We start from the raw sequence: 17,708 nt of genomic DNA on the forward strand, positions 1-17,708 counted from the left end.
CGCCATCACGCGGCCTTGAAACGGCTGGGCGAAAACGGCGCCAGGATCGGCTGAGCGCCTTCGGTGACCAGTTTGGCGATTGCCTCGCCGACGGCTGGCCCGGTCTTGAAACCGTGGCCGGAGGACCCTGCCGAAACGACCAGACCTTCGACACCGGGCATGGCGCCGATGACCGGCAGGTCGTCGGGGCTCATATCGTAGAGCCCGGCATAGCCCGGGCGGATGCCAAGCTCGGCCATTGCGGGCACACGGGCAGCAAAGGTCTCCAGGATCTCGACCGATTCGGATTCTTCGACGCCTTCCATGTAGGTGTCGGGGTTCTCGACGAAACGCGGCCGGCCGGCGTGTTCGTGACGCAGGCCGGTGCCGCCGCCCGCCCAGGTGCCCGCCAGGATGACGCCGTCATTGTCGGGCCGCGCGTAGTTGCAGGAAATGTCATCGCACCAGGCGAACGGCATCACATGCCTAGCCTTGCCGGCGGCGTCGAGCACGGCCATCGGATGGCGCTCGACATGCAGCGGCAGATCGAGGCCGGCCGTCGCCAGCAGGCGGCGTGTCCAAGGGCCGGCGGCCAGCACGACCGTATCGGCCTCCAGCACCGTGCCATCGGTCAAGGTGACGCCGGTGATGCGGTCTACCTGCCGTCGGAGGTTTTCGACAAGCGTGTTCTGCAGGATCTTAGCGCCATTGGCACGGGCGGCGCGGGCGATGGCGTTGGTGGCGCCGAAGGCATCGGCATAGCCATATTCGGGTTCCCACAGCGCCAGTGCGACATTGTCCAGCGCGAAACCAGGCGCTGCATCCGCAAAGGCTTGCGGCGACAAGGTCTCGATCCGCGCGCCCTCGCCGCGAATGCGTTCGGCCGCCGCCTTCCAGCCCGCCACATTGTCGTTGCCGCAGACCCACATCATGCCGATCTCGGTGACGAAGGACCCCTCGCCCGCGATCTCGGGCAGCGACACCAGGATCTCGCGGCCACGGATGGAAAGCTGCGACAATTCCGGCATCAGGTAGAAGGCATGCAGCAGCGCCGAGGACTTGCCTGACGGACCGCCGGCGGGATGGGTCTGCTCGATCAGCACGACATTCGCACCGGCCTTGGCCAGATGATAGGCGGTGCTCGATCCAACAATTCCAGCACCAACGACGATGACGTCGCTTCCGTTTCGCATGGCTGTTCCCCACAGTCTCTTGGCTGCTTTCCGACAAGGTAAGGCTACTCTTCCGACTATGTCAACATCTCTTCATTGTTGACCTGAATTAAAATCCCTGTAATAAACTCGACATAACGAGGCTAAGAGCCCAACACCTATTTCGGGGAGGCCAATGGCGATACGCGATGTTCTGATGCGCGAGGATCTGGCGCTGACGCCATCGGAGGAGAAGATCGTCCGGCTGCTGTTGACGGACTATCCGACCTCCGGCCTCGGCACCGCCTCGTCGCTTGCACGACGTGCCGGCGTCAGCGATCCGACCGTGGTCAGGCTGGTGGTCAAGCTCGGCTATGAAGGCTTTCCGGACTTCCAGGCAAAGCTTCTGGCCGAAGTCGAGGCCAGGCTGCATTCACCGCTGTTGATGATGGAGGCAAAGCGGCAGAGCGGCTCAAGCGACAGCGCCGTGCTCGCCTATCTCGATTCCGTCACCGCGGCCCTGCAGAAAGCCACCGCCGCGACACCGGTGCAGACCTATGAGCGGGCCGCCCGCCTTTTGATGGAGGCCAAGGGTGAGATCGTGCTGGTCGGCGGCCGGTTCAGCCGCCATATCGCCGGCATGCTGGCCGGATATCTCGTGCAGTTCCGCACCGGTGTCCGCGATCTCGGCGTGCTCTCCCCCCAGGCATTCGACACGCTGGCCGACCTCGGCCGCCGTGACGTGCTCGTCGTCTTCGACTATCGCCGCTACCAGCTCGACGTGATGGCCTATGCAAGCCAGGCAGCGGCGCATGATGTACGCATCCTGCTTTTCACCGACCAATGGCTGTCGCCGATATCGGATCTCGCCGAAGTCACGATCGTCAGCCCGCTCGAAGTCGCCTCGCCCTACGACACGCTGGCGCCGGCAATCGCACAGATGGAAGCGCTTACCGCCCACATCGTTTCGACGTTGGGCGACGACGCCCGGGCTCGCATCGAGAGGATCGAGAAAGTGCGGCACGCCAATGCGGTGACGCTCGACAGCGACCCGCAAGAGAACGGCGCACGCCAGGCAGCCGGACCACGCAAGACACCCGGACCCAAATCACCAAAGCAGGACGACAAAGCATGACCCAAGCCTTATCCAAGCAGGCCTTACCCAAGCGAGACGAAGCCTTCCGTGCCGGCGAGACGGCGCTGCTGCTCGTCGACATGCAGCGCATCTGGCTGGAACCGGGCGCCGATCCCTCGCATCCGGAGCGCGGCCCCGACCATTATTTTTACCGCAAAACATCCTCGCAGACGATCCCCAACCAGGAGCGGCTGCTGGCGGCGGCGCGCGCCAATGGCGTCGAGGTGCTGCACACCATCATCCAGAGCCTGACCGAAGACGGCCGCGATCGCTCGCTCGACCACAAGCTGACGCCGATCCATGTCGCGCCGAGCCTCCCCGAGGGCCTGCCGGTTGCATCGCTGGCGCCGGTCGGCGACGAAATCATGCTGCCGAAGACCTCGTCCGGCATCTTCAACTCGACCAATGTCGACTATCTCCTGAAGAACCTCGGCATCCGCTACCTCGTCGTGGTCGGCGTGCTCACCGACCAATGCGTCGACATGACCGTGCGCGATGGCGCCGACCGAGGCTACCTCGTCACCTGCGTGTCGGACGCCTGCGCCACGATCACCCAGGAGCGCCACGATATCGCGCTGAAGGCTTTCGGCGGCTATTGCTGGGTCAGCGACACCGACACCGTCGTCGATCGTTTCAACGCCCTGGGAAAAAAGGCATGACATCGACCGTCGAGCCCCTCGTTGCCGTCGTCACCACGGATCTCTGCGCCGTCACGCGGGGCCGCTTCGTTGTCGAAAGCAGACTGCAGAAGACCGCAACAACCGGTGTCGGCTGGCTGCAGGCCAATCTGTCGATGACGCCGTTCAACTCCATCGTCGATCCCAATCCCTGGGGGTCGTCCGGCGATCTGCGGCTGATCCCCGATCTCAAGGCGCGCTTCCGAACCGAACGGACCGGAGCGGCGACGCCCTTCGACATGGTGGCCGGCGACATCGTAGAGCTCGACGGCAGCCCGTGGCTCGGCTGCACGCGAACCATGCTCAGGGATGCGCTGGCGGAGCTGAAGGCAGCGACCGGCCTTTCCGTCATCGCCGCCTTCGAGCATGAGTTCCACATTGCCGGCGGCAGCTTCGCACCGGCGCATTCGATGTCCTTCGCCGCGCTGCGCCGCACCGATCCGTTCGCCCCCAATCTGATGGCGGCACTGGAGGAGGCAGGCGTCGGCCCCGAGGTGGTCATCGCCGAATTCGGCGACGAGCAGTTCGAAGTGACGCACGAGCCCGCCGATGCGCTGACGGCGGCCGACCGCGCTGTCGCCATCCGTGAGATCACGCGCGAAGTGGCGCGCAATGCCGGCTGGCGCGCGAGCTTCGCGCCCAAGACAGGGCCAAATGCCGTCGGCAACGGTGTGCACATCCACTTCAGCTTCGTCGACGAGGCCGGCAAGCCGGTGACCTACGACGCAACGCAACCTGGCGGCCTGTCCGCCAAGGCTGGCGCCTTCTGTGCCGGCGTGCTGCGTCACCTCCCGGCGATCACCGCCATGACGGCGTCGAGCGTGTCGTCCTTCTACCGGTTGAAGCCGCATAGCTGGAGTTCGTCCTACACCTGGCTCGCCGACCGCGACCGCGAAGCGTCGCTGCGCATCTGTCCGACGGTGACGATCGGTGGACGTGATCCCGCGCGGCAATACAATGTCGAATACCGGGCGGCCGACGCCACCGGCAACCCCTATTTGTCGCTGGCGGCGATCATCCGCGCCGGGCTGGAAGGGCTGAAGGCGGACCTGCCGTCGCCGCCGTTGGTCACCGGTGACCCGACCCTGATGAGCGAGGCGGAGCGGACAAAGCTCGGCCTGGTGCGGCTGCCGGAGACCTTGCCGGCGGCACTGGATGCGCTTCTCGCCGACAAGACCGTCACGGGATGGTTCGCGCCGGTCTTCATAGAGACCTTTGTGGGACTGAAGCGCCATGAGGCCGAGCGTCTGGCCGGCCTCGACCCGGCCGCCATCTGCGATCTCTACCGGACGCTTTATTGATGACTGCGCAGACTGAAAAAGATTGGCCCGTCGCCGTCGAGGCTGTCAACGAGCACGGCCACTCGGATATTGTCCTGCTGTGCGAGCATGCCTCCAACCACATGCCAGCCGAGTATCGGCAGCTCGGCCTCGATGCCAGCCATCTGCAACGCCACATCGCCTGGGATATCGGCGCCGCGGAGGTGACGCGCCTCTTGTCGGCACGGCTCGATGCGCCGGCCTTCCTCAGCGGCTATTCGCGGCTGCTGATCGACCTCAATCGGCCATTGGGCACCCCGGGCAGCATCCCGGTGCTGTCGGAAGATACCGGCATTCCCGGCAATGTCGGCATCGATGCGGCGGAACGGGACCGACGCGCCAAAGTCATGTTTTCGCCTTTCCATGACCGGGTGGCCGCACATCTCGATCGACGGGTGGCCGAAGGGCGGCCAACGCGGATCGTGACGATCCACTCCTTCACGCCGGTCTTCCTGGGGGTCGCCAGGCCATGGCATGCGGGTGTGCTGCATGAGCATGCCGCCGGGCTCGCCGAAGCGATCCTTTCGGGCCTGCGCGCCGACGCGGCACTCAATGTCGCGGCCAATGTGCCCTATGTGATCAGCCGTGACGCCGATTACGCAGTGCCCATTCACGGCGACGATCGCGGCATCCCCGCCGTCCTTATCGAAATCCGGCAGGATCTGCTGGCAAACAGGGCCGGCATCGAGGAGTGGGCGGACCGCCTTGCGGCGGCACTGCCGGCACACGAGACGGAGACGGTTTCGTGAGCAATCCGAGCCTGCGCGAACGCGACGCCGCGACCATCGCGCAGATCGGCAAGCTGCGCTTCTCGCCGCTCAGCGTCGTCGGAGGTCAGGGTAACAGGCTGATCGAGGAAGGCGGCCGCTCGCTGCTCGACCTGTCGGGATCGGCCGGCCCGGCGGTGCTCGGCTATGGCCATCCGGCTGTCGTCGAAGCGGTCGAGACCTCGGTCCGGAACATGGCGGGCGCCAGCCTGCTGCTCTATCCGAACGAGCCCGCCGTTTCTCTGGCTGAGCGGTTGCTCGCGATCACACCGGGAGAAGGAGAGCGGCGCGTCTGGTTCGGCCATTCCGGGTCGGACGCCAATGACTGCGCGGTGCGCGTGCTGCAGGCGGCCACCGGCCGTTCGCGCTTCATCTCCTTCATCGGCTCCTATCACGGCAACCTCTCCGGCTCGATGGGCATCAGCGGCCACACCGCCATGACGCATACGCTGCCGCGACCGGGCGTGGTGCTGCTGCCCTACCCCGATCCGTTCCGGCCGAACTTCAGCGGCGAGGAGGTGCTTGCCCTGCTCGATTACCAGTTCGAGACCACCTGCCCACCGCATCAGGTCGCGGCCGTGTTCATCGAACCGCTGATGTCGGATGGCGGGCTGATCGTGCCGCCACCGGGGTTCCTGAAAGCACTGCAGGAACGCTGCCGCAAACACGGCATCAGGATCGTTATCGACGAGGTCAAGGTCGGGCTCGCCCGCAGCGGCATGATGCACTGCTTCCAGCACGAGGGACTGACGCCGGACCTAGTCGTGTTCGGCAAGGGCATCGGCGGCGGGCTGCCGCTGTCGGCCGTGGTCGGGCCCAAGGAGATCATGGACCATGCGCCGGCCTTCGCCTTGCAGACCACCGCCGGCAATCCGGTGGCGACATCGGCAGGCAATGCGGTGCTGAAGACGATCGAGCGCGAAGGCCTGGTCGAACGCTCGGCGCGGATCGGCATGCTGTTCTCCGACGCACTGCGGGTGCTTGGCGCAAAGCACGAGATCATCGGCGATGTGCGCGGCCGCGGCCTCGCCATCGGCGTCGACCTGGTCAAGGACCGCGTGACCCGCGAGCCGGTGCCTGCCACGACCACGGCCAAGATCATTTATCGCGGCTATGAGCTGGGCGCGGCCTTCACCTATGTCGGGCTGAAGGCCAATGTGCTCGAGTTCATGCCGCCGCTGACATTGACCGAGGACGAAGTGGCCGAGGGCGTGGCGATCGTCGACCAGGCGATCGCCGACGTGAACGCCGGCAAGGTCTCGGATGTGGATGTCGCATCCTTCATGATGTGGTGAAGAAGAAACGCGCGCTCCATCAATTTGCGCCAGCGGATCGGTCCTGTCTCCTGAAGCATGAACGGAAGAGCCGTGACCCATGGCTCTGCGAAAGCCCGCGCCACTGGCGGAGGCGCGGGCTTTCGTCACGGCAACGCGGCCGGCTCAGGCAGCGCGCTGGCTTTGCTTCGGCCGCAAGTTCTGGTTCATGCGGAACATGTTCAGCGGGTCATAACGCTGCTTGATCTCAAGAAGCCGCTGGTAATTGCCGCCATAGGCCGCTTCGACCCGGTCGACCTCGTCCTCCGGCATGAAGTTCACATAGGCCGTGCCGGCGGCATAGGGTTTGGCCGCCTCATAGAGGCCGCGCGCCCAACCGATGCAGGCCCTGTCCATCGCCGGTTCGCGCCAGCGGGCATGGACATTCATGACGAAGTGCGAGCTGCGTTGCGGAAACGCGGTTGCGTTCTGCGCCACACGGCCCGCCGCACCGCCGACATGGCCGATGAATATCTCGCATTCCGGACCGGGAAGCTCACGTATCGCTTCAGTGACGATCTCGGCTGCCCTGTCGGAAAGCTCGGTGAAGTCATGGCTCTTCCAGTAGTTGCGGGCGCCGGGGGTGAGCAATGGATCAAATGCCTGCTGCCAGCCGGTGAACGGGTTGGGGCCGACGACATCGGCAATCGGCGAGCCGATGGCGCGAAGCTTCTTCGTCGCCTTTTCACCTGCCTGGAGATCACCGCAATAGCACATGGCCAGCACCAGAACATCCTTGCCATGCCACTCGGCCGGCAGGAAGGGCAGCGGCGGCGCTTGCCGCATGACCACCCAGCAGGTCAGTTCGTCGGGCGCCGTTTCGAGCGCCTTGCGATACTCCTCCAGCACCTTCTCGGCATCGGCGAAAGGATGGACGACAAGCCCCGACAGGACCTGCGGACCCATCTGGTGAAGCTGAAACTCGAATGCCGTGACAATGCCGAAATTGCCGCCGCCGCCACGAAGCGCCCAGAACAGGTCCGGATTTTCCGTCTCGCTGGCGCGCAGCAACTTGCCGTCGGCGGTGACCACATCGGCGGAGACAAGATTGTCGATGGTCAGGCCGAATTTGCGGGTGATCCAGCCAAAGCCACCGCCCAGCGTCAGGCCTGATATGCCGGTTGTCGAATTGATGCCTGTCGGCACCGCCAGCCCAAAGGCCTGCGTTTCGCGGTCGACGTCGGCAAGCGTAGCGCCAGGTCCGACCCATGCCCGCCGTGCGGCGGGATCGACCCGCACCGACTTCATCGGCGACAGATCGATCATCAGACCGCCGTCGCAGACGGCGCTGCCGGCAATGTTATGGCCGCCGCCGCGCACGGAGACAAGAAGCCTGTTTTCCCTGGCGAAATTCACGGCACGGATAACGTCGGAGGCGCCGACGCAACACACAATCAGCCCGGGCCGTCGGTCGACCGTGGCATTCCAGATGGTGCGGGCTTCGTTGTAGGCGGCGTCTCCCTGCTGGAGCAGCGTGCCGCGCAATTGTGCGGAAAGCACTTCGATGGCTGCGGCGTCGACTGTCGTCTTGCCGCGATCAAGCGTGGTGAGGCTCATGCTGTTCATGGTTTCCTCCCGATTTGCTTATGAGCCGTTCTCCTTCAAACGCCTTCAATTCTGCTCCCATATTAGACGTCGCGCAAGTTTATGCGGGCTTTGAGCCAGATGGTGGGCCGCCGCTTGGTGCGCATCCAGTTGCCAGTGGTCGAAGGTGACTTGGCCGACGCCGCTAAGCATGCTGGAGCGGCTGACGGGAACAGCGCATGGCCGAAAAAATCCTGGCCTTCATGTCACACTGGCGGACACTGCCTCGTCATGTGGACGGCACCAACAGAAGGAAGCCTACCATGACCGCAAAAATCGATCTCTTCGCCGTCGCCCCTTCGCTGATGAAGAACTGGCAGCGCTCCTCGATCGAACTCTCCGCAGCCGCCAGCCTCGAGCACAGCCTCACCGAACTGGTGAAACTGCGCGCCTCGCAGATCAATGGCTGTGCCAACTGCATCAATCTCCACGCGACGGAGGCGCGCGAGAACGGTGAAACCGAGCAGCGCATCTATCTTTTGCCAGCCTGGCGCGAGGCACCCTGCTACAGCGACCGCGAACGCGCGGCCCTTGCCTGGACCGAGGCCTTGACCCGGCTCTCGGAAGGTACCAGCCATGCTAGTGTCCATGAAGAGCTGAAGGCGCATTTCACGGAGGAGGAGCAGATCAAGCTCACCTTGACGATCAACATCATCAACGCCTGGAACCGTATCGCCGTCGGTTTCGGTCTGTATGCCGACCCGGCCGCCGTGAAGGCCGCCCGGGTGGCCGCGGCCTGATGACGAGCGCAGCGCCCGACGATGCCGCGGCGGGTTTCGGTCCATTGCGTCCAAAGCTTATGCGCGTCGCCTACCGCATGCTGGGCTCGGTGTCGGACGCCGAGGATGCCGTGCAGGAGGCCTTCATCCGCTGGATGAAGGCCGACCGCGACACGGTGCGCGAGCCCGAGGCATTCCTGCGCCGCACGGTGACACGCCTGTGCCTCGACCAGCTCAAATCCGCGCGGCGCAAGCGCGAGACCTATGTCGGCCCCTGGCTTCCCGATCCCGTGGTGGAAGACGACGAGGTGGAAGACGTCACCTTGCCATTGATGCTGGTGCTGGAGCGCCTGTCTCCGCTCGAGCGGGCGGCCTTTCTTCTGCACGATGTGTTCGGCCTGGGATTCGACGAGGTCGCGGCCGCGATAGAACGCGACCCGGCGGCCTGCCGCCAGCTCGCGACCCGAGCGCGTGGCCATGTCCGCGAGGCGCGGCCCCGCTTCACGGTGGAAAGGCAACGCGGCCTGGCACTTGCCGAGGCCTTCTTCACGGCTTCGCGCAGCGGTGACATGAAGGCGCTTGGCGCGATGCTGACGGCAGACGTCAGCGCCCATGCGGATGGCGGCGGCAAGCGTCCCGCGGCCACCGAGCCGGCCCTGGGTTTCGACGCCGTCATGAAGCAATATGAACAGGTGGCGGCCTGGTTGCGCACGCATGGCTCAAAACTTGTCCGCGTCGGTTTCATCAACGGCTTGCCGGGGTTCGTCACCCTGGAAGCCGATGGCGAACTCCAGACCACCGCACTCGACATCGAGGACGGCAGGATCGCGGCCATCTATGTCGTGCGCAATCCTGACAAGCTCAGGCACCTACACTAGGAGCCGGATTCGATCAGGCCAACCCGAACTTCTCCACGGCGCGCATGATGCCGCGCAGTTCGGCGAGGCCTTTCAGCCGGCCGATCAGCGAGTAGCCGGGATTGATCTTCTTCTTGCCGATATCGTCGGCCAGCAGGTGGCCATGGTCCGGCCGCATCGGAATGCGCCAGTCGGCGCGACCCTCCTTGCGGCGGCGCGCCTCCTCCTGCATCAGAGCGAGGATGACATGCGCCATGTCGGTGCCGCCCTCTAGATGCTCGGCTTCGTAGAACGAGCCATCTTCCTCGATGGTGATGTTGCGCAGATGGACGAAATGGATGCGGTCGGCGAATTCCTTGATCATGGCGACGATGTCGTTGTCGGCGCGCGTGCCATAGGAGCCGGTGCAGAAGGTCAGCCCATTGGCCGGGCTGTCGACGGCGTCGAGGATGAAGCGCGCATCCTGCGCGGTCGAAACGACGCGCGGCAGGCCGTAGAGCGAGAAGGGCGGATCGTCGGGGTGGATGCACATGCGCACCCCCTCCTCTTGCGCCGCCGGAATGATCTCGCGCAAGAACCAGGCGAGGTTGTCGCGCAATTCCTTCGGCCCGATCCCGTCATACTCCGCCAAAGCCTCGCGAAAACTGTCGCGGTCGTACTTGCGCTCGGTCGCCGGCAGGCCAGCGATGAGGTTGCGCTCGATCTGGTCGACCTGCTCCGATGTCAGCGCCTTCAGGCGCTTCTCGGCCTCGGCGATACGCGCCGGCGTATAGCTGGCCGCGCCGTTCTTGCGCCGCAGCACGAAAAGGTCATAGGCGGCAAAATCGATGGCATCGAAACGCAAGGCGTAGCCGGTTGTCGGCAGGCGATACATGAGGTCGGTGCGCGTCCAGTCCACCACCGGCATGAAATTGTAGCAGATCGTCTTGATGCCGGCCCTGGCAAGCGTGCGGATGCTGTCGCGATAGTAGCCGGCGTAGCGCTCGCGTTCGGGCGCGCCGATCTTGAATGAATTGTGGACCGGGATGCTCTCGACGACAGACCATGTCAGGCCGGCGGCCTCGATGATGCGCTTGCGCTCGAGCACATCGGCTTCAGGCCAGGCCCTGCCATCATAGATGTGGTGAAGCGCCGAAACCACGCCGGTAGCGCCAGCCTGCCTGACATGCTCAAGCGTCACCGGATCATCCGGACCATACCAGCGCCAACACTGTTCCATTGCAACTTTCCTTTTTGCGAGAGACCGGCAACCTATTGTTTGACTCCGATGAGTGTCAAACTCAGAACCGGGTTTTGATAGCGCATGAAGGAGCTCCCGCGATGAAGGATTTCGACGGCAAGGTGGCATTGGTGACAGGGACGACCGGCATCGCGCTCGCCACCGCAAGACGGCTGGCGCAGGGGGGTGCGGCGATCATCGCCTGCGGCATCGACCGGGCCGCCAATGCCGCCATGCAGGAAAGCCTTGCCAAGGCCGGAGCGGATGCGCTGGTGCAAACGGTCGACGTCTCCGTTTCCGATCAGGTCCGCGACGCGGTCGCGGCCGGCGTCGCGAAATTCGGCGGCATCGACGTCATCGTCAATTCCGCCGCGGTGCATCCTTACGGAACCGCGACGACGACCGACTGGGAAACCTGGAACCGGGCGATGACGGTCAATGTCGGCTCGATCTACCTGACCGCGCATTTCGGCATTCCGGAAATGATCAAGCGCGGCGGCGGCGCCATCGTCAACGTCGCTTCGGTGCAAGGCTTCGCCTGCCAGCAGAACGTCGCCGCCTATGCCACGACCAAGGGGGCGATCCACACGCTGACCCGCTCGCTGGCGCTCGACTACGCGGCATCAGGTATAAGGGTGAATTCAGTCAGCCCGGGCTCGATCCGCACGCCGATCCTCGAAAAGGCCGCGCGTGGCGACCATGGCAGCGATGCCGATGTCGAAGAGGCCTACAGGCGCTTCGGCGCGGCCCATCCGCTTGGCCGCATCGGCGAGCCTGAGGAGGTGGCGGAGCTGATCGCCTTCCTGTGCTCGTCCAAGGCCGGCTTCTGCACCGGTGCGGACTACAGAATAGATGGCGGCCTGACCGCCGGCATTGGTGTGAAGTAGAACGAGGACGATCGGCCTTGCCTCACCGCCGACGCGATGCTCAGGGGTTTTGAGAGCGCAGCGTCCGCAAGGTGATCGAGTAGCGATGCTCGGCGAGCGGCGGGATGCTGTGCTCCCACTCCGTGCGTGAAGGGCCGGCCATGAGATAGGCCGACCGTGGCTCGACGACGATGGTCCGGCGCTCCCATTTGTCACCATGCTTTCGCCGCAGCCGAAAGCTGCAGGGCGCCAGCAGGGAAACCCCGGCGACATCTTCGAAATGCGGCTTGTCGCGATGCCAGCCTATACCGGCGCCAGGCCGGTATTCATTGATCAGCACCTGCGCGAAGGCCTCGGCAGGCCGGTGCGCAAAGGCCGCGACCTGCTCTCGCAAAGGCAGCAGGAAGTCGGGGATCGGCAGCGCCTCGACGACTTCCCGACGGTCATAATCATAGCGCAGACCGAAACCGACGACGCGACGGTTTGCCAGATGACCATGGAAATCGAACGCCTGGAACGGCAGTCCTTCAAGATGCCGGGCAAGCTCCGTCTCTTCCCGCGGCGTGATCAATCCGGGCTGGTAGGCAAAACCTTCGGGCAGATCCTCGGCGGTACCAAAGAGATCATGCTGGAGTACCGGAGCGCGGCCGGTGGCTTTCGATTTGAGCGACGACATCCCGCCTAGATGGTGAATGCTGTGTAGCAAGGCAATACGGAGCCCTTGCTCGCGTGCGGACAGGTGATGCCATGGGCAAGGCAGGGAACTCGATCCGTGGCTGGCGGGTTATCTGGCTGAGCAGTCAGGTGCCAAGATGCCATCGACCGCGATCCGAAACACACAATACGATCCCGCGACCAGAACCCTCTCCGTCTGGTTCGTGCCGAGCGGCGATCGCTACGATTACGCGGACGTTGCCCCGGCAACCTATGCCGCTTTCATAAAGGCTTCCTCGAAAGGCCGCTTCTTCAACGAATTCATCCGGGATCGCTACAGCTACCGTCGCGTGGCGTGACGCGGGCGCTGGCGACCTGTCATGCCTTCTTGTTCAACTCTGCCGGCGTCTGGTCCGGCGCCGGTTCCCAACCAAAGACGCTGCGGCCGCCAAGCAGATGCGACTGGTCGAATTCGCCGGCGATGATTTCCTTCAGGCTGGGGCCGGTGACGTATCGCTCGACCTGCCGCGACTGATCGTCGAGCCGCCTCAGCGCGCCGATTTCTTCTTCACGACCAAGCTTGGCCTTTTGCACGGCCGACTTCAGCACGCCGATTGTTTCGTCATAGACCTTGAGCGGAACAGGGAACGGGTGCCTGTCCTTGCCGCCATGCGCCAGCGAGAAGCGGCCGGGATCGGAAAACCGGCACGGCGCGCCATGCACCACTTCGGCGACGAGGGCCAGCGCGCGCACCGTGCGCGCGCCCACGCCGGGAACCAGCAGAAGCTCGGAAAAATCCTCCGGGCCGCGTTCGGCGGCGGCCGCCATGTTCCCGTGAAGACGACGCATCACGACATCGCTTTCGCGAACATCATGGTGGGCCGGCATGACCAGATGCGGTAGCAGCGGCTGCTCGGGAGCAGATGCGGTGCCGGGGTGCAAGGCAGCGAACTCGCGCAGAATGCGGTCCGGCCCAAGGTCCTGGAGCAGATCCAGCTGTCCCTGTCGCGAGGCCTCGGCGCGATGGTCGGTCAGGTTGACGATCTCGCCCTGGTTGGCGCCCTCGATCGCGGCGTGCGGCTGATCGACAAAACTCTTCAGACCCTCGGACAGCCAATGGTAGCGGCGCGCCACCTTGCTGTCGCCGTTCATGCCTTGCTGCACCACCACCCAGTCGCCGTCATCGGTGACGATGAAACCGTGCAGATAGAGGTCGAAGCCATCCTGAACGGCGGCGCTGTCGACCTTGGCGACCAGCCGGCTGACGGTTGCCAGGCGCGTGCCGTCGAAGCCGATCCGCTCGCCTATTGCCGCAAGTTCATGCGGGGTCTTGCGCGAATGCGCGCCACGGCCGCCGCAGACATGAATGCCGAGTTCGCCCGACCGCGGCGTCAGACCGCGTTTCAAGGCACCGACGACGCTGGTCGTGATGCCGGAGGAATGCCAGTCCATGCCCATCACGGCGCCGAAGGACTGGAACCAGAACGGATGCGCCAGACGCCTTAGCAACTCGTTGCGGCCGTAGTGATGAATGATCGCCTCGCACATGACGGCGCCAAGGCGCGTCATGCGGTCGCCCAGCCATTTCGGCACGCGTCCGCCATGAAGTGGAAGATCAGCACTGCCCGATCGTTGCGCCAAGTCCGTTGCCTGTTCCGGTTGCTATCCGGACAGATATGTATCCGAGATCGCATAAGGAAGCATCGAATGAGAGCGCCCGAGGTGGTTCGATGGGCCACACCGGGTTCGACCCGATCACGGGCACGGCAACTTCCTGCTATCTCACCACGCGTTTTTCGAGCTTGCGGGCCAGGGTGCGCCGGTGCAGGCCGAGCCGGCGCGCGGTTTCGGAGATGTTGAAGCCGGTCTCGACCAGCGTTTCATGGATGCGTTCCCATTCGAGGTTCTTGATCGAGGTGGGACGGCTGCTCAGCGAAACCGAAACATCGCCCTCGGCGCGGCCGAAGGCGGCTTCGATATCGTCGGTGTTGGCGGGCTTGGCCAGGTAGTGACATGCGCCGAGCTTGATCGCCTCGACCGCCGTGGCGATGCTGGCAAAGCCGGTCAGCACGACAATCCTCATCGAAGCATCGCGGGCGCTGAGCAGCTTGACGCATTCCAGCCCGGAGCCGCCGGCGCCAAGCTTGAGATCAACGACGGCATAAGCCGGAACCGCTGTCTCGAGGGCGCGAGCCAAGTCTTCCCTGCCGTGGCAGACCATGACGTCATAGTCGCGCTTTTCGAAAGAGCGCTTCAGCGTTTTCGCGAAGGTGGCGTCGTCCTCGACGATAAACAGGGATCGATCAGGCCGCATGATCATCTCCATCGGTCAGCGCCGCGAGCGGCAGCGAGAGGGTAACACAGGCGCCCTGCTCCATATTGCGCGCCGAAAAGTCGCCGCCGAGCTTTCGAACCACGTTGACGACCAGGAAAAGACCAAGGCCACCGCCCGGCCGTCCCTTGCTCGACATATAGGGCTGGCCGAGCGCGGCCAGTATACCCTTGTCAAAACCCGGCCCACCGTCGCGCACGGAAATCACCAGTTTCTCGCCTTGCCGCTCGGCGGTGACGTCGACCCAATCGGGCGATGCTTCCTGGGCGTTGTCGAAGACGTTGAAGATGACCTGCTTCAGCGCCGTGTCGGAAACGATCTGCTCGTCGGGTTCGAAATCATTGCTGTAGCGCAGATTGAGCGGCTGGCGGCTGACACGCCATTCCTCGACAAGATCGTCGAGGAAATGGCGGATGCTGGTGCGGATCGTGCCTTCGCCCCGCGCCTGTCCCGACGACATCAGGATGCCAGAGACGATGCTTTTGCAGCGCTCGATCTGCGCCTGCATTTCGGCCATGTCCGCCGCCAGTTCGCGGTTGCGCGTGACGCTGCGCATCTGGCGCCAGTCGGAGAGGATGACGGAGATGGTCGAAAGCGGCGTGCCCAGCTCATGCGCGGCGCCCGACGCCAGCAGGCCCATGCGCACAATGTGGTCCTCCTCGGCCGATCGCTGGCGCAGATCGGCGAGATAGGCATCACGTTCGCGCAGATTGCGATTGATGCGCGTCATGAAGATCACGATCAGGCCGGCAGCCAGCACGAAGCAGATGAACATGCCCCTGATATGCAGGACCAGCAGGTCGCTGCCGCCGTGATGCGGGATCGCGATCGGCTGGAACTGGAAGGTGAGGAAGACGAAGCAGGCGGAAGCGGCGGCCACCAGGCTCCAGGTGGACCAAGGTGTCAGCAGCGCGGCGCCAAGCGTGATCTGCAGCAGATAGAGTGACACGAACGGGTTCGAGGCGCCGCCGCTGAGGTAAAGCTGGGTCGTCAGCGCCGCCATATCGAAAATGAGCGCGACGAACAGTTGCGCGTTGCTGATCGGGCGCTGACCGCGCAAGGCGAGCAGGCTGAAGATGTTCAGCCCGACGAGGAAAAGCACCACGCCCGCCATCTCCGGCAACGGAAGCGGGATATCGAACCAGTATTCCGTCACCAGGATGGTGAGGACCTGACCCGCCACCGCCAGCCAGCGCAGCTGGATGAGCAGGAGCAGGTTCTTCCTGTTCGCCGCGTCGGGATCGGCGACCGCGCCGCCCTTGCCAGCAAGGGATGCCGCCGCGAAGGATTTGTCGTTGCGAAGCATTTGGGTCGGGACGCTCATCTTGCAGGTCCTTGCCGCCGGCGGCGACCGATCATCGGCGCGGCCAGGGCCGCGGCAAGCATCGCAGCGAGCGTGAACCAGGTCAAAGCATAGACCAGATGGCTGTTGCGGAAAGTCACGACGGTCAGGCCGCCGCGCGGCCAGTCACCGGATGCCCCCGCATCGACGAAATAAGGCGCGACATCTCTCAGGCCGCGCGCGGTTGCGATGGCGGCGACGTCGCGCGAATACCAGCGATTGGCCGCGGCATCGTTGCTGCGCAGGAAGCCGCCGCCGGGCTCGCTCATGCGCAACAACCCGTCAATGACGGCCGGCGACGGAAAACCGCCGCTCTCCCGTTCGAATTCGGCCTTGCGCTCCTGGGGAATAAAGCCGCGATTGACCAGCACGACAAAGCCGCTGTCGGTTCGCATCGGCGTCAGGACCCAATAGCCGCCGCCAAGCTCCGTCACCGCCTGCACCAGCGTGTTGGCGCCGCCCAGAAAGCGCCCGGCCAATCGCACATGGCTGTATTCGCTGCTGGCTGCGGTCATTCCGTCCCAGGTGCCCGGGCCAGGCGCATCGACAAGCGGAGCATGGATACGTTGGTCGACGCGGGCGATCAGGTCGAGCTTCCAGACCCGCCTTTCCAGTTGCCATATGCCGAGCCCAGCAAACACCAGCACGCCGAGGAGGCCAAGCAACACAAGGAAAAATCGCGACGCGGGCGACCTGCCGGCGTCCCTGCGCGGCGCGGCGGACAAGCCTATGCCAGCGTGCTCGATCCCTATCTCGCCAGTGGTCCTCCTCGCGCCCGGCGACGGGCTCATGGCATCTCGCGCATGTCGTGAAGCCCGGGCATCATGTTGGCGTTGAGATGGTACATCACCCAAAGCGAGCCGGTCAGCACGATGACGACCAGGATCAGCGTGAAGATCAAGGCCAGCATCGACCATCCGCCCTCCGAGGCGGTGTTCATATGCAGGAAGAAGACCATGTGGACCACGATCTGCACCGCGGCGAAGACCATGATGACGATCGCCGTGGCCTGCTTGTTGTCGAGAGCGCCGGTCATGACCAGCCAGAACGGGATAGCGGTGAGGATCACCGACAGGACGAAGCCGGTCAGATAGCTTTTGAGCGATCCATGCGCGGCCCCGCCATGGGCGGGGCCGTGATCGGCGGCATGATCATGAGCGCTCATCGCAACATCCCCATCAGGTAGACAAAGGTGAAGACGCCGATCCAGACGACGTCGAGGAAGTGCCAGAACATCGAGAGGCACATCAGCCGGCGGCGGTTGGCTTCGATGAGGCCGAACCGGGCGACTTGCGTCATCAGCGTCACCAGCCAGACAATGCCGAAGGTGACATGCAGCCCGTGCGTGCCGACCAGGGTGAAGAAGGACGACAGGAAGGCACTGCGCTGCGGCGTGGCGCCTTCATGGATCATGTGGGCGAATTCGTAGAGCTCGATGGACAGGAAGGCCAGGCCGAACAGGCCGGTCACCGCCAGCCAGGCCTGGGTCGCCGCGATTCGGCCCTTGTCCATGGTCAGCATGGCAAAGCCATAGGTGATCGAGGAGAAGAGCAGCATGGCGGTGTTGACCGCCACCAGGTTGAGGTCGAACAGGTCCTTGGGCGCCGGACCCGCGGCGTAGTTGGCGCCGAGCACGCCATAGGCCGCGAACAGCATCGCGAAGATCAGGCAGTCGCTCATCAGATAGAGCCAGAAGCCGAGCATGGTGCTGCCGCCTTCGGCGTGCGCATGCTCTTCTTCCAGGTGGAAAACCGGTTCGGTTCCGGTCGTGGTTGCCATCGAAGCCATGCTCGA

Annotated in this window: 19 protein-coding genes; 9 read left to right on the forward strand and 10 right to left on the reverse strand. The window is 64.3% G+C overall.

Annotated features, from left to right (window positions below; all coding sequences use genetic code 11):
- Positions 1–5 precede the first annotated feature (5 nt).
- Positions 6–1,172 (reverse strand): NAD(P)/FAD-dependent oxidoreductase, encoded by a 1,167-nt coding sequence (locus tag AC07UC_RS30910; protein ID WP_494908495.1) that lies wholly within the window; start codon positions 1,170–1,172, stop codon positions 6–8.
- 154 nt (positions 1,173–1,326) lie between these two features.
- Here AC07UC_RS30910 and AC07UC_RS30915 point away from each other — a divergent pair, with 154 nt between their 5' ends.
- Genes AC07UC_RS30915 through AC07UC_RS30935 form a run of 5 tightly spaced genes read left to right on the forward strand, consistent with a single transcriptional unit; the run spans position 1,327 to position 6,323 of the window.
- A complete protein-coding gene (locus AC07UC_RS30915; protein WP_494908496.1) occupies positions 1,327–2,265 on the forward strand; it encodes a MurR/RpiR family transcriptional regulator in 939 nt (312 codons plus the stop codon).
- The gene (locus AC07UC_RS30920; protein ID WP_140774907.1) at positions 2,262–2,924 is read left to right on the forward strand and encodes a cysteine hydrolase family protein; all 663 of its coding nucleotides are present in this window, start codon (positions 2,262–2,264) and stop codon (positions 2,922–2,924) included. Before AC07UC_RS30915 ends, AC07UC_RS30920 begins: the two co-directional genes overlap by 4 nt.
- Positions 2,921–4,243 (forward strand): type I glutamate--ammonia ligase, encoded by a 1,323-nt coding sequence (locus AC07UC_RS30925; protein ID WP_494908497.1) that lies wholly within the window; start codon positions 2,921–2,923, stop codon positions 4,241–4,243. The genes AC07UC_RS30920 and AC07UC_RS30925 overlap by 4 nt, the downstream gene beginning before the upstream one ends.
- Positions 4,243–5,010, forward strand: coding sequence for an N-formylglutamate amidohydrolase (locus AC07UC_RS30930; RefSeq protein WP_494908498.1), 768 nt, complete (start codon positions 4,243–4,245; stop codon positions 5,008–5,010). Before AC07UC_RS30925 ends, AC07UC_RS30930 begins: the two co-directional genes overlap by 1 nt.
- The gene (locus AC07UC_RS30935) at positions 5,007–6,323 is read left to right on the forward strand and encodes an aspartate aminotransferase family protein (RefSeq protein ID WP_494908499.1); all 1,317 of its coding nucleotides are present in this window, start codon (positions 5,007–5,009) and stop codon (positions 6,321–6,323) included. Before AC07UC_RS30930 ends, AC07UC_RS30935 begins: the two co-directional genes overlap by 4 nt.
- A gap of 144 nt (positions 6,324–6,467) precedes the next feature.
- Here AC07UC_RS30935 and AC07UC_RS30940 read toward each other — a convergent pair whose 3' ends face one another.
- Positions 6,468–7,907: an FAD-binding oxidoreductase gene (locus AC07UC_RS30940; protein WP_494908500.1), complete on the reverse strand. Its 1,440-nt coding sequence runs from the start codon at positions 7,905–7,907 to the stop codon at positions 6,468–6,470.
- Positions 7,908–8,188: 281 nt separating this feature from the next.
- Between AC07UC_RS30940 and AC07UC_RS30945 the strand changes: the two genes are divergently transcribed.
- Positions 8,189–8,665: a carboxymuconolactone decarboxylase family protein gene (locus AC07UC_RS30945; RefSeq protein WP_494908501.1), complete on the forward strand. Its 477-nt coding sequence runs from the start codon at positions 8,189–8,191 to the stop codon at positions 8,663–8,665.
- The gene (locus AC07UC_RS30950; RefSeq protein ID WP_494908502.1) at positions 8,665–9,522 is read left to right on the forward strand and encodes a sigma-70 family RNA polymerase sigma factor; all 858 of its coding nucleotides are present in this window, start codon (positions 8,665–8,667) and stop codon (positions 9,520–9,522) included. The genes AC07UC_RS30945 and AC07UC_RS30950 overlap by 1 nt, the downstream gene beginning before the upstream one ends.
- A 13-nt stretch (positions 9,523–9,535) precedes the next feature.
- Here AC07UC_RS30950 and uxuA read toward each other — a convergent pair whose 3' ends face one another.
- Positions 9,536–10,720 carry a mannonate dehydratase gene (uxuA, locus tag AC07UC_RS30955; RefSeq protein WP_494908503.1) on the reverse strand — a complete coding sequence of 395 codons (1,185 nt, stop codon included), beginning with the start codon at positions 10,718–10,720 and terminating at the stop codon, positions 9,536–9,538.
- 101 nt (positions 10,721–10,821) lie between these two features.
- On the opposite strand from uxuA, the gene AC07UC_RS30960 reads away from it, so the two are divergent.
- A complete protein-coding gene (locus tag AC07UC_RS30960) occupies positions 10,822–11,607 on the forward strand; it encodes an SDR family NAD(P)-dependent oxidoreductase (protein WP_140774899.1) in 786 nt (261 codons plus the stop codon).
- 40 nt (positions 11,608–11,647) lie between these two features.
- Here AC07UC_RS30960 and AC07UC_RS30965 read toward each other — a convergent pair whose 3' ends face one another.
- Positions 11,648–12,262, reverse strand: coding sequence for an alpha-ketoglutarate-dependent dioxygenase AlkB (locus AC07UC_RS30965; protein ID WP_494908504.1), 615 nt, complete (start codon positions 12,260–12,262; stop codon positions 11,648–11,650).
- Between the two features lie 136 nt (positions 12,263–12,398).
- On the opposite strand from AC07UC_RS30965, the gene AC07UC_RS30970 reads away from it, so the two are divergent.
- Positions 12,399–12,599 carry a KTSC domain-containing protein gene (locus AC07UC_RS30970; protein WP_494908505.1) on the forward strand — a complete coding sequence of 67 codons (201 nt, stop codon included), beginning with the start codon at positions 12,399–12,401 and terminating at the stop codon, positions 12,597–12,599.
- A gap of 19 nt (positions 12,600–12,618) precedes the next feature.
- On the opposite strand, the gene AC07UC_RS30975 is transcribed toward AC07UC_RS30970, so the two are convergent.
- The 6 genes from AC07UC_RS30975 to cyoC all read right to left on the reverse strand — a co-directional run bounded on the left by AC07UC_RS30975 (position 12,619) and on the right by cyoC (position 17,702).
- Positions 12,619–13,881: a DUF763 domain-containing protein gene (locus tag AC07UC_RS30975; RefSeq protein ID WP_494908506.1), complete on the reverse strand. Its 1,263-nt coding sequence runs from the start codon at positions 13,879–13,881 to the stop codon at positions 12,619–12,621.
- Positions 13,882–14,017: 136 nt separating this feature from the next.
- The gene (locus AC07UC_RS30980; RefSeq protein ID WP_056570570.1) at positions 14,018–14,554 is read right to left on the reverse strand and encodes a response regulator transcription factor; all 537 of its coding nucleotides are present in this window, start codon (positions 14,552–14,554) and stop codon (positions 14,018–14,020) included.
- The gene (locus AC07UC_RS30985; RefSeq protein ID WP_494908507.1) at positions 14,544–15,896 is read right to left on the reverse strand and encodes an ATP-binding protein; all 1,353 of its coding nucleotides are present in this window, start codon (positions 15,894–15,896) and stop codon (positions 14,544–14,546) included. The genes AC07UC_RS30980 and AC07UC_RS30985 overlap by 11 nt, the downstream gene beginning before the upstream one ends.
- Complete coding sequence (locus AC07UC_RS30990) at positions 15,893–16,705, reverse strand: SURF1 family protein (protein ID WP_494908508.1); 813 nt, start codon at positions 16,703–16,705, stop codon at positions 15,893–15,895. The genes AC07UC_RS30985 and AC07UC_RS30990 overlap by 4 nt, the downstream gene beginning before the upstream one ends.
- Positions 16,702–17,079 carry a cytochrome o ubiquinol oxidase subunit IV gene (gene cyoD / locus AC07UC_RS30995; protein WP_494908509.1) on the reverse strand — a complete coding sequence of 126 codons (378 nt, stop codon included), beginning with the start codon at positions 17,077–17,079 and terminating at the stop codon, positions 16,702–16,704. The genes AC07UC_RS30990 and cyoD overlap by 4 nt, the downstream gene beginning before the upstream one ends.
- Entirely contained in the window at positions 17,076–17,702 is a 627-nt protein-coding gene (cyoC, locus tag AC07UC_RS31000; RefSeq protein WP_494908510.1) for a cytochrome o ubiquinol oxidase subunit III, read from the reverse strand. The genes cyoD and cyoC overlap by 4 nt, the downstream gene beginning before the upstream one ends.
- Positions 17,703–17,708: the final 6 nt, after the last annotated feature.

This window comes from Mesorhizobium sp. GW821-FHT04C10 (assembly GCF_059420305.1).

Bases quoted from the DNA above. Each gene is read 5' to 3' on its own strand.
- AC07UC_RS30920 (WP_140774907.1), top strand. From the start codon at position 2,262: ATGACCCAAGCCTTATCCAAGCAGGCCTTACCCAAGCGAGACGAAGCC.
- AC07UC_RS30925 (WP_494908497.1), top strand. From the start codon at position 2,921: ATGACATCGACCGTCGAGCCCCTCGTTGCCGTCGTCACCACGGATCTC.
- AC07UC_RS30915 (WP_494908496.1), top strand. From the start codon at position 1,327: ATGGCGATACGCGATGTTCTGATGCGCGAGGATCTGGCGCTGACGCCA.
- AC07UC_RS30945 (WP_494908501.1), top strand. From the start codon at position 8,189: ATGACCGCAAAAATCGATCTCTTCGCCGTCGCCCCTTCGCTGATGAAG.
- AC07UC_RS30990 (WP_494908508.1), bottom strand. From the start codon at position 16,705: ATGAGCCCGTCGCCGGGCGCGAGGAGGACCACTGGCGAGATAGGGATC.
- AC07UC_RS30940 (WP_494908500.1), bottom strand. From the start codon at position 7,907: ATGAACAGCATGAGCCTCACCACGCTTGATCGCGGCAAGACGACAGTC.
- cyoC (WP_494908510.1), bottom strand. From the start codon at position 17,702: ATGGCTTCGATGGCAACCACGACCGGAACCGAACCGGTTTTCCACCTG.
- AC07UC_RS30910 (WP_494908495.1), bottom strand. From the start codon at position 1,172: ATGCGAAACGGAAGCGACGTCATCGTCGTTGGTGCTGGAATTGTTGGA.
- AC07UC_RS30960 (WP_140774899.1), top strand. From the start codon at position 10,822: ATGAAGGATTTCGACGGCAAGGTGGCATTGGTGACAGGGACGACCGGC.
- AC07UC_RS30950 (WP_494908502.1), top strand. From the start codon at position 8,665: ATGACGAGCGCAGCGCCCGACGATGCCGCGGCGGGTTTCGGTCCATTG.
- cyoD (WP_494908509.1), bottom strand. From the start codon at position 17,079: ATGAGCGCTCATGATCATGCCGCCGATCACGGCCCCGCCCATGGCGGG.
- uxuA (WP_494908503.1), bottom strand. From the start codon at position 10,720: ATGGAACAGTGTTGGCGCTGGTATGGTCCGGATGATCCGGTGACGCTT.
- AC07UC_RS30985 (WP_494908507.1), bottom strand. From the start codon at position 15,896: ATGAGCGTCCCGACCCAAATGCTTCGCAACGACAAATCCTTCGCGGCG.
- AC07UC_RS30980 (WP_056570570.1), bottom strand. From the start codon at position 14,554: ATGCGGCCTGATCGATCCCTGTTTATCGTCGAGGACGACGCCACCTTC.
- AC07UC_RS30970 (WP_494908505.1), top strand. From the start codon at position 12,399: ATGCCATCGACCGCGATCCGAAACACACAATACGATCCCGCGACCAGA.
- AC07UC_RS30930 (WP_494908498.1), top strand. From the start codon at position 4,243: ATGACTGCGCAGACTGAAAAAGATTGGCCCGTCGCCGTCGAGGCTGTC.
- AC07UC_RS30965 (WP_494908504.1), bottom strand. From the start codon at position 12,262: ATGTCGTCGCTCAAATCGAAAGCCACCGGCCGCGCTCCGGTACTCCAG.